The organism is Streptomyces sp. PL-25 (assembly GCF_058344915.1).
This window is the reverse complement of sequence record NZ_CP136997.1, coordinates 1,701,781-1,715,670: the sequence shown is the minus strand read 5'-3', so window position 1 is coordinate 1,715,670 and position 13,890 is coordinate 1,701,781. Positions and strand designations below refer to the sequence as shown.

10 protein-coding genes and 1 tRNA gene are annotated in these 13,890 nt (G+C 70.2%); 3 read left to right on the top strand and 8 right to left on the bottom strand.

The genetic code is table 11. The features are described 5' to 3' along the window. Positions 1-98 precede the first annotated feature (98 nt). Positions 99-171: transfer RNA gene (locus tag R4Z62_RS07635), tRNA-Leu, on the bottom strand. A 107-nt stretch (positions 172-278) separates the two neighbouring features. Here R4Z62_RS07635 and R4Z62_RS07630 point away from each other — a divergent pair. Next, positions 279-965, top strand: a complete 687-nt coding sequence (locus R4Z62_RS07630; protein WP_018567553.1) for an ANTAR domain-containing response regulator — start codon at positions 279-281, stop codon at positions 963-965. A 92-nt stretch (positions 966-1,057) separates the two neighbouring features. Here R4Z62_RS07630 and R4Z62_RS07625 read toward each other — a convergent pair whose 3' ends face one another. From R4Z62_RS07625 to R4Z62_RS07595, 7 genes are all read right to left on the bottom strand, one after another. Next, positions 1,058-1,774, bottom strand: a complete 717-nt coding sequence (locus R4Z62_RS07625; protein ID WP_491519394.1) for an ABC transporter ATP-binding protein — start codon at positions 1,772-1,774, stop codon at positions 1,058-1,060. After that, positions 1,771-2,634 (bottom strand): ABC transporter ATP-binding protein, encoded by an 864-nt coding sequence (locus R4Z62_RS07620; protein ID WP_037893656.1) that lies wholly within the window; start codon positions 2,632-2,634, stop codon positions 1,771-1,773. Before R4Z62_RS07620 ends, R4Z62_RS07625 begins: the two co-directional genes overlap by 4 nt. Before the next feature lie 5 nt (positions 2,635-2,639). Beyond that, entirely contained in the window at positions 2,640-4,412 is a 1,773-nt protein-coding gene (locus tag R4Z62_RS07615; RefSeq protein ID WP_491521848.1) for a branched-chain amino acid ABC transporter permease, read from the bottom strand. A gap of 5 nt (positions 4,413-4,417) precedes the next feature. Beyond that, the gene (locus tag R4Z62_RS07610; RefSeq protein WP_064532403.1) at positions 4,418-5,350 is read right to left on the bottom strand and encodes a branched-chain amino acid ABC transporter permease; all 933 of its coding nucleotides are present in this window, start codon (positions 5,348-5,350) and stop codon (positions 4,418-4,420) included. A 109-nt stretch (positions 5,351-5,459) separates the two neighbouring features. Continuing rightward, a complete protein-coding gene (locus R4Z62_RS07605; RefSeq protein WP_491521847.1) occupies positions 5,460-6,674 on the bottom strand; it encodes a branched-chain amino acid ABC transporter substrate-binding protein in 1,215 nt (404 codons plus the stop codon). Positions 6,675-7,283: 609 nt separating this feature from the next. After that, positions 7,284-7,778 carry a PaaI family thioesterase gene (locus R4Z62_RS07600; protein WP_064532401.1) on the bottom strand — a complete coding sequence of 165 codons (495 nt, stop codon included), beginning with the start codon at positions 7,776-7,778 and terminating at the stop codon, positions 7,284-7,286. A 73-nt stretch (positions 7,779-7,851) separates the two neighbouring features. After that, positions 7,852-10,131 (bottom strand): FdhF/YdeP family oxidoreductase, encoded by a 2,280-nt coding sequence (locus tag R4Z62_RS07595; protein ID WP_491519393.1) that lies wholly within the window; start codon positions 10,129-10,131, stop codon positions 7,852-7,854. Between the two features lie 275 nt (positions 10,132-10,406). Here R4Z62_RS07595 and polA point away from each other — a divergent pair, with 275 nt between their 5' ends. Next, positions 10,407-13,133 (top strand): DNA polymerase I, encoded by a 2,727-nt coding sequence (gene polA, locus R4Z62_RS07590; protein WP_491519392.1) that lies wholly within the window; start codon positions 10,407-10,409, stop codon positions 13,131-13,133. Between the two features lie 199 nt (positions 13,134-13,332). Further along, positions 13,333-13,884 (top strand): hypothetical protein, encoded by a 552-nt coding sequence (locus tag R4Z62_RS07585; RefSeq protein WP_491519391.1) that lies wholly within the window; start codon positions 13,333-13,335, stop codon positions 13,882-13,884. Positions 13,885-13,890: the final 6 nt, after the last annotated feature.

Here is a 13,890-nt window from a genome sequence, read left to right as displayed (position 1 = left end):
CGTCGCGGGGCGGCGGCGACGGCACGCGGCAAAAAGCGGATGTTCACGAGAACGTGGACATCCGCTGGGGAAGCGTGACCTTGGGAACTATGGAAAAGTACCCCGGGTCGGATTCGAACCGACGCTGGATGGTGTTTGAGACCATTGCCTCTACCGCTGGGCTACCGGGGCGCCCTTCGAAATGAAGATCGACGGTCACCCGCCGTGCCCCCACCTTACCGCAGCTAGGTACGCTCTTGGGAGCAGTATCTGCCTCCCCCGGAACAAGGAGCGCCCCCGTGACCGGCCCCGAGTCGCCCCAGTCCGTCGACGCCGCCGCCGGCGACGACACGTCGCATGTCCCGCCGCTGACGACCCGTGTGGTCATCGCCGAGGACGAGGCGCTGATCCGTCTCGATCTCAAGGAGATGCTGGAGGAGGAGGGCTACAGCGTCGTCGGTGAGGCCGGGGACGGTGAGCGGGCGGTGGAGCTGGCCCGGGAGCACCGGCCGGATCTGGTGATCCTGGATGTGAAGATGCCGAAGCTGGACGGCATCTCGGCGGCGGAGAAGATCGCCGAGGAGAGCATCGCCCCGGTGCTGATGCTGACGGCGTTCTCGCAGCGTGATCTGGTGGAGCGGGCGCGGGACGCCGGTGCGATGGCGTATCTGGTGAAGCCGTTCAGCAAGAGTGACGTGGTGCCGGCGATCGAGATGGCGGTGTCGCGGTTCACGGAGCTGCGGGCGCTGGAGAAGGAGGTCGCGGATCTCTCCCAGCGGCTGGAGACCCGGAAGCTGGTGGACCGGGCGAAGTCGGTGTTGCAGACGGAGTACGGGCTGACGGAGCCGGCGGCGTTCCGCTGGATCCAGAAGACGTCGATGGACCGCCGGATGTCGATGCAGCAGGTGGCGGAGGCGGTCATCCAGGACAGCGAGGAGAAGAAGGCGGCCAAGGGCGGGAAGCCGGTGCGGTCCGAGGAGGACTGAGCGGCGCCCGCCTGCCGGTGCGTGCGGAGAGGCCCGCACCCCCTGACCGGGGTGCGGGCCTCTGCGTGTGCGGCGGGTGCGGTCCGGTGGGCTCAGTCCTCGCCGAGGTAGGCCTTGCGGACGGATTCGTCGTGCAGGAGGTCGCGTCCGGTGCCGGAGAGGACGATGTTGCCGACCTCCATGACGTGTCCCTGGTCGGCGAGGGAGAGCGCGGCCTGGGCGTTCTGTTCGACGAGCAGGATGGTGGTGCCCTGGGACTTCAGCTCGACGATCGTGGACATGATCTTCTGCATCATGATGGGCGACAGGCCCATGGACGGTTCGTCGAGCATGAGGAGCTTGGGCTGGGACATGAGGGCGCGGCCCATGGCGAGCATCTGCTGTTCGCCGCCGGAGAGGGTGCCGGCGGCCTGCTTGCGGCGTTCGCCGAGGATGGGGAAGAGGTCGTAGGCGCGCTGGATGTCCTTCTCGATGCCTTCCTTGTCCTTGCGGAGGAAGGCGCCGAGCTGGAGGTTCTCGGCGATGCTGAGGCGGGGGAAGATGTGCCGGCCCTCGGGGGAGTGGGCGAGTCCGAGGGCGACGATCTTGTGGGCGGGGACGCCGGTGAGCGGCTTGCCGTCGAAGACGATCTTTCCGCCGCTGGGCTTGAGCAGGCCGGAGAGGGTGCGCAGGGTGGTGGTCTTGCCGGCGCCGTTGGTGCCGATGAGGGTGACGACCTCGCCCGCCTCGACGCTGAAGGAGATGCCTTTGACGGCCTCGATCTTGCCGTAGGCGACCCTGAGGTCCTCGACCTCCAGGAGTGCGGTCACTGGGCTTCTCCCTTGGTGCTGTGCTCCGCTTCGGCCTCGGCGGCTTCCGCCTCGGCCGCCTCGACCTCGGCGGCCTCCGCGTCGCCGGGGGCGCCTTCGAAGGGTTCGCCGAGGTAGGCGGCGACGACGCGTTCGTCGGCCTGGACGACGTCGGAGGTGCCCTCGATGAGTTTCTCGCCCTGGACGAGGACGGCGACGCGGTCGCAGAGGTTGAAGATGAACCGCATGTCGTGCTCGATGACGAGGACGGCGATGCCCTGCTCACGGATGGCGAAGACGAGTTCTTCGGTGGCGCGGGTTTCCTGGGGGTTCATGCCGGCCGTGGGCTCGTCGAGGAGCAGCAGGCCGGGTTCGCTGGCGAGTGCGCGGGCGATCTCCAGTTTGCGCTGTTCGCCGTAGGGGAGATTGCGGGCGAGATGGTCGCGTTTGTGGGCGAGGCCGATGAACTGGAGCAGTTCCATGGCCCGTTCTTCGCTCGCTTTTTCCGCTTTCTTGAATCCGGGGCCGCGCAGGAGTGCGGACCAGAGTCCTTCTTTGGTGCGGGTGTGCCGTCCGATCAGCACGTTTTCCAGGACGGTCATGTTGGCGAAGAGCCGGATGTTCTGGAATGTGCGGGCGATTCCGGCCTGGGTGACCAGGTGGGGTTTGGGGGGAAGGACGGTGCCTTTGTAGGAGACGGTTCCTTCGGTGGGGACGTAGAGGCCGGTGAGGCAGTTGAAGAAGGTGGTCTTGCCGGCGCCGTTGGGTCCGATGAGTCCGACGATCTCGCCGCTGTTGACGGTGAAGTCGACGGAGCGTACGGCGGTGAGGCCGCCGAAGCGCATGGTGACGTCACGGGCTTCGAGTACTGGTGTCGTCATCGTCCTCACGCCCCTGCCTTGGTGACGGCCGGGTCTTCGGGGAGCGTCTTCTGTTCGGGTACGTCGAGTTGTCCGGTCTCGTGGAACTCCAGCTGGCGGCGGCGGTTGGCGATGATGCCCTCCGGCCGGAACCGCATGAGGAGGACGAGGGCGAGGCCGAAGGCGAGGAGTTCGTAGTTCTTGAGGAACTGGAGCTTCTCGGGGATGAGGTAGAGCATGCTGGCGCCGAGGAGGGGGCCGCTGACGGTGCCCATGCCGCCGAGGACGACGGCGGCCAGCAGGAACGCGGAGTTGGGCGGGGCGGCGCCGGCGAACTGGTAGGGCGTGGGGACGACGGAGTAGCTGACGTGGGCGCTGACGGTGCCGGCGAGTCCGGCGAGCGCGGCGCCGAGGGCGAAGGCGATGAGCTTGACGCGGAAGCCGTTGATGCCCATGGCGGTGGCGGCGGTCTCGTCCTCGCGGATGGCGACCCAGGAGCGGCCGATGCGGGAGTCGGCGGCGCGGGTGAAGACCAGCACGACGATGGCCGTGAAGATCAGCATCAGCAGGAAGTAGTTGGCGAAGCGGCCCAGGGTGAAGGAGCCGATGTCGTGCGGGTCGCCGAAGTTGAACCCGAACATCTCCAGGTCGGGGATGTTGGCGATGCCGTTGGGGCCGTTGGTGATGTCGGGTCCGGAGGAGCCGTCGAGGTTGTTGACGGCGATGCGGAAGATCTCTCCGAAGCCGAGGGTGACGATGGCGAGGTAGTCGCCGCGCAGCCGCAGGGTGGGGGCGCCGATGAGGACGCCGAAGACGAGGGAGGCGCCCATGCCGACGAGGACGGCTCCCCAGAAGGGGAGTTGGGTGCCGGAGAAACGGGAGTACTCGGAGCCGGAGACGAGGGCCGCGGCGTAGGCGCCGACGCCGAGGAAGGCGACGTAGCCGAGGTCGAGCAGGCCGGTGAGTCCGACAACGATGTTCAGGCCGAGCGCGACGGTGGCGAAGATGAGGATGTTGACGCCGATGTTGGCGTTGTGGTCCTCGGTCTGGGTGAAGGGGAAGACGGCCGCGGCGAGGAAGGCCATGGAGGTGGCGAATCCCTTGTGGCGGGCGTTGAGCGCGGAGAAGCGGTCGGTGAGTCCGGCGCTGAAGAGGGCCCAGGCGGAGAAGACGACGAGGAGTCCGAAGCCGCTGAAGGTCTCGCCGTACTCGTCGTCGGGGGTGCTGATGCCGTAGGTGAAGACGACGAGTCCGAGGGCGAGCGCGAGGGTGATGGCGACGCGTTCGGCCCAGGCGGGCAGCGGGGCGGGGCGCGGGATGTCGTCGGCCTTGGCGAAGTACGACTTCCAGGTGTCGCCGGGGCGCGGCAGGGCGAGGGCGCCGATGACGGGCAGCAGTGAGGCGACGGCGGCGACGTAGCCGCCGGGTTCGAGGTTGGCGAGGCCGCCGAGTTCGATGGCGATCGCGAGGATCGTGTACCAGGTGACGGCGAAGGCGGCCAGGGCGGTGAGGAAGACGGGGGCGGTGGTGCGGGCGGGGTTGAGCCAGCGCAGTCCGCGGACGTCCCAGAGGGTGAGGGCGTACAGGAGGGTGAGGATGCCGCCGGTGAGGGTGAGGAGCTGGAGTCCTGCCGGGTAGGCGGTGACGGTGAGGTCGCCGGGGAATTCGGCGGTCCAGGTCCAGGCGAGCATGGTGCTGGCGATGGTGGCGACGGCGCCGACGGTGGTGAGCAGCCGGGCGGCGCCGTGCGGCAGCGGGATGAGCGGGGTGCCCCCGTCGGGGCGGGTGGTGTCGGTCATGGTGCTCACGCCCTGTCCGCGACGCGTTCGCCGAGCAGGCCCTGTGGCCTGAAGAGGAGGACGAGGATGAGGAGGACGAAGGCCCATACGGAGGCCCAGCCCTGGCCGCCGAACTGGTCCATGCCGGGGATGTCGGCGATGTAGGCGGTGGCGAGTCCTTCGGCGAGGCCGAGGACGATGCCGCCGAGCATGGCGCCGTAGATGTTGCCGATGCCGCCGAGGACGGCGGCGGTGAAGGCCTTGAGTCCGGCGACGAAGCCCATGTCGTAGTTGACGCTGCCGACGCGGAAGCCCCAGGCGATGCCGGCGACGGCGGCGAAGAAGCCGCCGATGGCGAAGGCGATGACGATGATGCGGTTGGTGTCGATGCCCATGAGCTGGGCGGTGTCCGGGTCCTGGGCGGTGGCCTGCATGGCGCGGCCGGTGCGGGAGGTGCGGACGAAGAAGGCGAGGGCGCCCATGCAGACGGGGGCGGCTATGAGGACGAAGAGTTCACCGGACTGGATCTTGAGGCTGTCGGTGATGTTGAACGGGCCGCCGGGCAGCTGGGGGAACTTGCGGGCGTTGTCGGCGTGCGGGTACCAGTTGAAGACGGCCTGCTGGAGGGCGAGGGAGAGGCCGATGGCGGTGATGAGGGGGGCGAGGCGTGGGGCGCCTCTGAGCGGCCGGTAGGCGAATCGTTCCGCTCCCACCGCGATGAGCACGGCCACCAGGCCGCCGCCGATCAGCATGAGGGGGAGGGCGATCCACATGGATGTGCCGTCGGGCAGGACGAGATAGACGGAGAGGGCGCCGAAGCCGCCGGTCATGAAGATCTCGCCGTGGGCGAAGTTGATGAGCTGGACGATGCCGTACACCATCGTGTAGCCGATGGCGATCAGCCCGTACATCGAGCCGAGAATCAGCCCGTTGGCCAGCTGTTGCGGCAGAGTGTGCACCGCAAGGCCTCCATGTGGGTGCGGAGAGTGACGGGGGAGAGAGGTCGGGCCGCGCGGTGACGGGTCGTCGTGGCCGCGCGGCCCTGGTGTCGTCCGTGCTGAGGCTGGGTCAGCTTGCGTTGTACGTACCGGTCTTGACGGACTTCCACACACCGTTGGTGACTTGGTACAGGGTGAGCTGCTTGTTCTTGGTGTCGCCGTACTGGTCGAAGCCGACCGGTCCTGCGATGCCCTCGAAGTCGATCTTCTGGAGCTGGTCGACGACCTGCTGGCGGGCGTCGGAGGGGACCTTGCCGTCCTTCACGACGTTGCCGACGGCCTTGATGATGGCGGTGGCGGCGTCGTAGGAGTAGCCGCCGTAGGTGCCGTAGTCGCCCTTGTAGCCACCGGACTTGTACTTGTCGATGAACTCCTTGGCGGCGGGCAGGGTGTCGACGGGGACGCCGACGGAGGTGACGAAGTCGCCCTCGGCCGCCTTGCCGGCGGTCTGGATGTAGGTCGGGGTGAACATGCCGTCGCCGCCCATCAGCGGGATCTTGGCACCGGCGTCCTTGAGCTGCTTGGTGAGGACCTGCGACTCGTCGTACTGGCCGCCGTAGTAGAGGAGTTCGGCGCCCGAGTTCTTGATCTTGGTGACGAGGGTGGAGAAGTCCTTGTCACCGACGTTGATGTGGTCGGTGCCGGCGACGGTGCCGCCCTGCTCCTTGAACTTCTTGCCGAAGATGCCGGCCAGACCCGCTCCGTAGGTCTGCTTGTCGTCGACGACGAAGACCTTCTTCTTCTTGAGGGTCTTGAAGACGTAGTCGGCCGCGAAGCCGCCCTGCACCTCGTCGGTGATGGCGGTGCGGAAGTACGTCTTGAAGGGGCGGACCTTGTTGCCGGAGACCCAGTCCTTGCCCTGCGTCAGCTCGGGCGCGGTGTTGGACGGGGAGATCTCGGCCAGGTTGGCGGAGGCGAAGACCTTCTGCATGGTCTGCGCGACACCGGAGTTGAGCGGGCCGACGACGCCGAGGACGTCCTTGTTGGCGACCAGCTGGGAGGCGTTCTGCTGGCCGGTCGGCGGCAGGGCCTTGTCGTCGAGGGCGACGACCTTGAAGGTGACGCCGGGGACGAGCTTCTTCTCGTTGGCGTCCTTGACCGCGATCTCGACGCCGGACTGGATGCCGAGGCCGGTGGCGGAGTTCTGTCCCGTCAGCGGGGCGTCGACACCGATGACGACCGTGGTGCCGCCCTTGTCGTCGCCGCCCTTGTCGTCGCCTCCGCGGGAGCCGCACGCGGTGAGGGCCAGAGCTCCGGTCGTGAGGACGGAGGTGAGTATCACCAGGGAACGCTGTCGCACAATCAGTCCTTTCCGCAGGCTTGTCCGCCCGGTGTGGGGGCGGCACAGGCCGCGCTGGTACCGAACTCCCGGTGGAGCGGTGACTGGCCGTGACTCTAAGCCTGGGTTGTGGCCATGGGCATGGTGGTGGACTGGCTTGTGACTTTCTTGTTATGCCGTTCCGGTTCAGGGGCTTCTCGGAAGGTCGCTCTCGGCCGGTTTGGTGGAATTCCGCTCCGGTCCGCATTCTGAGAATGCGCACTTCCGGTTGGCCGTCGGCGGGGCGGCGGCGGAGCGGGCCGCGAGCGCGCCGCGAGGCCCCGGAAAGATCACGCCGGGGGGTGTCCGAGAAGAGGAATCAGAGCCTTCGTATTGCTTCCGTGTTACGCAGTGTTACGCGAAAAAATGGAAGATCGCATTCAGCGACGGCCGGGAAGGCATGAATACGGATATCTGGAGTGGCGATACGCCGGGATGTCCCGCCCTGCGCGGTAAACGGCGCGTTGGGGCTGATGGGACCGGTGGTGTTCGTGATGCACGCGGTGCGTCATGGTGTCCAGGAACGCCGAAGGGGGCGGCCCGGCACGCGACCGGACCACCCCCTGCCCGCGCGGGTCAGTCCGTGGCTGCGGTCCGCGCGCCGTCCGCGTCCGCCGGCCGCGCCTCGCGCAGCAGACAGGTGAGCCGCGCGCTGCACACCCGCCGCCCCTGCTCGTCACTGATCACGATCTCGTACGTGGCCGTCGAGCGCCCCCGGTGCAGCGGCGTGGCCACACCGGTGACCGCGCCCGAACGCGCCCCGCGGTGATGCGTGCAGTTCAGGTCGACACCGACGGCGATCCTGGAACTGCCGCCGTGCAGCATGGCGCCCACCGAGCCCAGGGTCTCGGCGAGGACGGCGGAGGCGCCGCCGTGCAGCAGCCCGTACGGCTGGGTGTTGCCCTCCACCGGCATGGTGCCGACGACACGCTCGGCGGACGCCTCGGTGATCCGCACGCCCATACGGGTCCCGAGGTCGCCGGCGGAGAACAGGGCGGGCAGGTCGATGCCGAGGGCGGCGTACTCGTCGATGACCTCCTGAGGGAACTTCACATGCTGCTGCTCGCCCATGGGCCCGGCTCCGTTCGTCGTCGGTCGGCACTGCGCCTCGTCGTCGGTCGGCACCGCGCCGCTGAGCGGACGCTCAGTCGGTCGCCGATTGTTCCAGACGCACCACGACGGACTTGCTGGCCGGGGTGTTGCTGGTGTCCGCGGTGGCATCCAGGGGCACCAGGACGTTCGTCTCCGGGTAGTACGAGGCCGCGCAGCCGCGCGCGGTCGGGTAGTGCACCACCCGGAAGCCGCTCGCCCGCCGTTCCACACCGTCCTTCCACTCGCCGACCAGATCGACGTACGAGCCGTCGGCCACCCCGAGCCGCCGCGCGTCCTCGGGGTGGACGAGCACCACCCGCCGGCCGTTCCGGACGCCCCGGTAGCGGTCGTCCAGGCCGTAGATCGTGGTGTTGTACTGGTCGTGCGAGCGCAGCGTCTGGAGCAGCAGCCGCCCCTCGGGCAGCTCGGGGAACTCCACCGGGGCTGCTGTGAAGTTGGCCTTGCCGGTCGCGGTCGGGAAGCGGCGCTCGTCGCGCGGGGCGTGCGGCAGCGCGAAGCCGCCGGGGCGGGCCACGCGCGCGTTGAAGTCCTCGAAGCCGGGGACCACCCGTGCGATCCGGTCGCGGATCGCGCCGTAGTCCCGCTCGAACTCCTCCCACGGCACCACGCTGTCCTCGCCCAGCACCCGGCGGGCCAGCCGGGACACGATGGCCGGCTCCGACAGCAGCAGCGGGCTCGCGGGCGCCAGCCGGCCCCGGGAGGCGTGCACCATGCCCATCGAGTCCTCGACCGTGACGAACTGCTCGCCACCGCCCTGCACATCGCGCTCGGTGCGGCCGAGCGTGGGCAGGATCAGGGCGCGCGCGCCCGTGACGACGTGCGAGCGGTTGAGCTTGGTCGACACGTGCACGGTCAGCCGGGCCCGGCGCATGGCCGCCTCGGTGACCTCGGTGTCGGGCGAGGCGGAGACGAAGTTGCCGCCCATGGCGAAGAACACCTTCGCCTCGCCGTCGCGCAGGGCGCGGATCGCCCGGACGACGTCGTAGCCGTGCTCGCGCGGCGGGGCGAAGCCGAACTCCTTCTCCAGGGCGTCGAGGAAGGCCGGGGCGGGACGCTCGAAGATGCCCATCGTGCGGTCGCCCTGCACATTGGAGTGGCCGCGCACCGGGCACACGCCCGCGCCCGTGCGCCCGATGTTGCCGCGCAGCAGCAGGAAGTTGACCACCTCGCGGATGGTCGGCACCGAGTGCTTGTGCTGGGTCAGGCCCATCGCCCAGCACACGATGACGCGCCGGGAGGCGAGCACCATGTCCAGGGCGCGCTCGATCTCCGCGCGGGTGAGGCCGGTCGCGGCGAGCGTCCGGTCCCAGTCGGCGGCGCGGGCGGCGGCCGCGAACTCCTCGTAGCCGTGTGTGTGCTCGCGGACGAACAGCTCGTCCACGGCGCCCGGGGTCTGAAGGATCAGCCGGTTGAGGAGGCGGAAGAGGGCCTGGTCGCCGCCGATGCGGATCTGGAGGAACAGATCGGTGAGCGCGGCACCGGTGGCCAGGCCCTTCGGCGTCTGCGGGTTCTTGAAGCGCTCCAGGCCGGCCTCGGGCAGCGGATTGACGCTGATGATCTTCGCGCCGTTCGCCTTGGCCTTCTCCAGCGCGGAGAGCATCCGCGGGTGGTTCGTCCCCGGGTTCTGGCCGGCCACGATGATCAGATCGGCCTGGTGGAGGTCCTCCAGCAGGACGCTGCCCTTGCCGACGCCGATCGTCTCCGACAGGGCCGAACCGGACGACTCGTGGCACATGTTCGAGCAGTCGGGGAGATTGTTGGTGCCCAGCTCCCGCGCGAACAGCTGGTAGAGGAACGCGGCTTCGTTGCTGGTGCGGCCGGAGGTGTAGAAGACGGCCTCGTCGGGGGAGGAGAGCGCGGCGATCTCCTCGGCGACGATGCCGAAGGCGCGCTCCCAGGTGACCGGCTCGTAGTGGTCGGCGCCCTCCGGCAGATACATGGGGTGGGTCAGCCGCCCCTGCTGCCCCAGCCAGTAGCCGCTGCGGCCGGCCAGGTCCGACACGGGGTGCGCGGCGAAGAACTCCGGGGTGACCCGGCGCAGGGTCGCCTCCTCGGCGACCGCCTTCGCGCCGTTCTCGCAGAACTCCGCCGTGTGCCGGTGCTCCGGCTCGGGCCAGGCGCAGCCCGGACAGTCGAAGCCGTCCTTCTGGTTGACCCGCAGCAGGGTCAGCGCGGTGCGCTTGACCCCCATCTGCTGCCGGGCCATGCGCAGCGAGTGCCGGACGGCGGGCAGTCCCGCCGCCGCGTGCTCGGGCCCGTCCACCTGCGGCGCGTCCTGGACCGGATCACCCTTGGGCGGCTTGGTGGCCATCGGACGCTCTCCTTCGACTGGCGACTGCGTGGGTGCTGCCTGTGCTGCCTGTGCTGCCTTGCCCGGCCGGTACCGCGAGATGCGTATCCCGGGCCCCGCACCGGACCGTCTCCGATCCTCGCACGAGGCGGTGACAATGCCGCCTGCCGGGGAGGAGCGCGGACCGAGGGCCGGGGGCAGGCGCCCGGGGACGGTCCGGGGACGCCGGGGGCCTGGCGGCCGGGCACAGCGCGGGTGGCGTCCGGCTGTCAGTGGCACGTGGCAGGATCGGGGACGTGGCAGAGACAGCATCGAAGAAGACCGAGACCGACTCCGGCGGCACCCGTCCGCGGCTGATGCTCATGGACGGGCACTCGCTGGCCTACCGCGCGTTCTTCGCGCTGCCCGCGGAGAACTTCACCACCGCGACGGGCCAGCCGACGAACGCGATCTACGGCTTCGCGTCGATGCTGGCCAACACCCTGCGTGACGAGGCGCCCACGCACTTCGCGGTGGCGTTCGACGTCTCCCGCAAGACCTGGCGCTCCGAGGAGTTCACGGAGTACAAGGCGAACCGCTCCAAGACCCCCGACGAGTTCAAGGGGCAGGTGGAGCTGATCGGCGAGCTGCTCGACGCGATGCACGCCTCCCGCTTCGCCGTCGAGGGGTTCGAAGCGGACGACATCATCGCCACCCTCGCCACCCAGGCCGAGGCCGAGGGCTTCGACGTGCTGATCGTCACCGGCGACCGCGACTCCTTCCAACTGGTCTCCGAGCACACCACCGTGCTCTACCCCACCAAGGGCGTCTCCGAGCTGACCCGGTTCACCCCGGAGAAGGTCTTCGAGAAGTACGGGTTGACGCCCGCCCAGTACCCCGACTTCGCGGCGCTGCGCGGCGACCCGTCGGACAACCTGCCGGGCATCCCGGGCGTGGGCGAGAAGACGGCCGCGAAGTGGATCAACCAGTTCGGTTCGTTCGCCGAGCTGGTCGAGCGCGTCGAGGAGGTCAAGGGCAAGGCCGGGCAGAATCTGCGCGACCACCTGGAGGCCGTCAAGCTCAACCGCCGCCTCACCGAGCTGGAGCGCGGCGTCGAGCTGCCGAAGCGCGTCGCCGAGCTGGCCAGGGCCGCGTACGACCGCAAGGCCGTCGCGATGGTCCTGGACACCCTGGAGATCCGCAACCCGTCGCTGCGCGAGCGGCTCTTCGCCGTCGACCCCGGCGCCGAGGAGGCCGAGACCACGCCGGTCGCGACGGAGGGCGTGGAGCTGGACGGCGCGGTGCTGGGCACCGGCGAGCTGGCCGGCTGGCTCGCCGAGCACGGCGGCCGGACCCTGGGCGTCGCCACGGTCGACACCTGGGCGCTGGGCACCGGCTCGGTGGCCGAGGTCGCGCTGGCCGCCGGCGGCGGGGCCGCCGCCTGGTTCGACCCGACGCAGCTCGACGAGGCCGACGAGCAGGCGTTCGCCGGCTGGCTGGCCGACGCCGGCCGGACCAAGGTGTTCCACAACGCCAAGGGCGCCATGCGGGTCTTCGCCGAGCACGGCTGGAGCGTCGCGGGCGTCGCCATGGACACCGCGCTCGCCGCCTATCTGGTGAAGCCGGGACGCCGCTCCTTCGACCTGGACGCGCTGTCCCTGGAGTACCTGCACCGCGAGCTGGCACCGGCCGCGGCGGCCGACGGCCAGCTCGCCTTCGGCGCGGACGACGCCGCCGAGGCCGAGGCCCTGATGATCCAGGCGCGCGCCGTCCTCGACCTCGGCACCGCCTTCGGGGACCGCCTCCAGGAGGTCGGCGCCGCGGACCTGCTGCGCGACATGGAGCTGCCCACCTCCGCGCTGCTCGCCCGCATGGAGCGGCACGGCATCGCCGCCGACCGCACCCATCTGGAGGCGATGGAGCAGACCTTCGCCGGGGCGGTGCAGCAGGCCGTGAAGGAGGCGCACGCGGCGGCCGGGCACGAGTTCAACCTCGGCTCGCCCAAGCAGCTCCAGGAGGTCCTCTTCGGCGAGCTGGCCCTGCCGAAGACCAAGAAGACCAAGACGGGCTACACCACCGACGCCGACGCCCTGGCCTGGCTGGCCGGCCAGACGGACAACGAGCTGCCGGTGATCATGCTCCGCCACCGCGAGCAGGCCAAGCTCCGGGTGACCGTCGAGGGCCTGATCAAGACCATCGCCGCCGACGGCCGCATCCACACCACCTTCAACCAGACGGTCGCCGCGACCGGCCGCCTCTCCTCGACCGACCCGAACCTCCAGAACATCCCGGTGCGCACCGACGAGGGCCGGGCCATCCGCCGCGGCTTCGTGGTCGGCGAGGGCTTCGAGTCGCTGATGACCGCCGACTACAGCCAGATCGAGCTGCGCGTCATGGCCCATCTGTCCGAGGACGCGGGCCTGATCGAGGCGTTCACCTCCGGTGAGGACCTGCACACCACCGCGGCCTCGCAGGTCTTCGCCGTCGAGCGCTCGGCGGTGGACGCGGAGATGCGCCGCAAGATCAAGGCCATGTCCTACGGCCTGGCGTACGGCCTGTCGGCCTTCGGCCTCTCCCAGCAGCTGAACATCGAGGCGGGCGAGGCCCGCGCCCTGATGGACGCCTACTTCGAGCGGTTCGGCGGCGTGCGGGACTATCTGCACCGGGTGGTGGACGAGGCCCGCGCGACCGGCTACACCGAGACCCTGTTCGGCCGCCGCCGCTACCTCCCCGACCTCAACAGCGACAACCGCCAGCGCCGCGAGATGGCCGAGCGGATGGCCCTCAACGCGCCGATCCAGGGCACGGCGGCCGACATCGTCAAGATCGCCATGCTCAACGTGGACCGGGCGCTGGCCGAGGCCGAGCTGAGGTCCCGGATGCTTCTCCAGGTCCACGACGAGATCGTGCTGGAGATCGCCCCCGGCGAGCGCGCGGCCGTGGAGGAGATCGTCCGCCGCGAGATGGCCGGCGCGGTCCGGCTCAGGGCGCCCCTGGACGTCTCGGTGGGCGTGGGACCGGACTGGGAGTCGGCGGCGCACTGACGGCCGCCGGGCGCCGCGCACGGCCCGGCCGGGACGGGTCCGGCGCCCGGCTTCCTGTGCCGTCCGCCGGACCCGTCCGTGTGCACCACCGGGCCGCCGGCTCGACCGGAGGGGCCCGGACCTGCGGCGACTGCGTGTACATCACTCACGTGGCCCCCGCGAAGACGCAGCGGCACGCCCCGCCCGACAGGATCTGGGCATGGGTATACGCATGCTCAACCACCGGCCGGCGGTATCCCAGACAGCCGTCGGCGCGGCCCCGGCCGCGTCGCCCCCGCCGGTTCCGGCCCTCGCGTCGACCGCGAGCACCGCCCGCGTCCCGACCGACCTCGCGGTCACCCTCCGTCGGGCCGCGCGGGACGCGCGCCGCCGGTTCACCCCCGGCGCGCGGCTTCCCTGGCGGCTGTGGGCCGATCTGACGCGCGGCTACGCGGCGCTCCTGCTCGCCCGGGTGCCGCGCCCGGTCCCCACCCGCACCGTGACCGTCTTCGTCGCGGCCTCCCCGGCCGTGCCCCGCCGCCCGAGCGGCCCGGCACCACGCGAGACCCACCCGGAGCGTCCGGAGCGTCCGGAGCGCCCGGAGCGTCCGGAGCGTCCGGAACGATCCGACCGCCCCGACCGCCGGGACCGGAAGAACCGCAGGGACCGCCCGGACCGCCCGGCTCGCACGGACCGGCCCGATCGGACGGGCCACCCGTCCCCTCAGGATCACCAGGGCCGCCGCAACGGTCCGGGCCGCCGCGACCGGTAGTCCGCC

What these genes read in the sequence shown, in the direction of transcription:
- R4Z62_RS07620 (WP_037893656.1), bottom strand. Translation starts at nt 2,634, where the DNA reads ATGACGACACCAGTACTCGAAGCCCGTGACGTCACCATGCGCTTCGGC.
- R4Z62_RS07585 (WP_491519391.1), top strand. Translation starts at nt 13,333, where the DNA reads ATGGGTATACGCATGCTCAACCACCGGCCGGCGGTATCCCAGACAGCC.
- R4Z62_RS07615 (WP_491521848.1), bottom strand. Translation starts at nt 4,412, where the DNA reads ATGACCGACACCACCCGCCCCGACGGGGGCACCCCGCTCATCCCGCTG.
- R4Z62_RS07595 (WP_491519393.1), bottom strand. Translation starts at nt 10,131, where the DNA reads ATGGCCACCAAGCCGCCCAAGGGTGATCCGGTCCAGGACGCGCCGCAG.
- R4Z62_RS07600 (WP_064532401.1), bottom strand. Translation starts at nt 7,778, where the DNA reads ATGGGCGAGCAGCAGCATGTGAAGTTCCCTCAGGAGGTCATCGACGAG.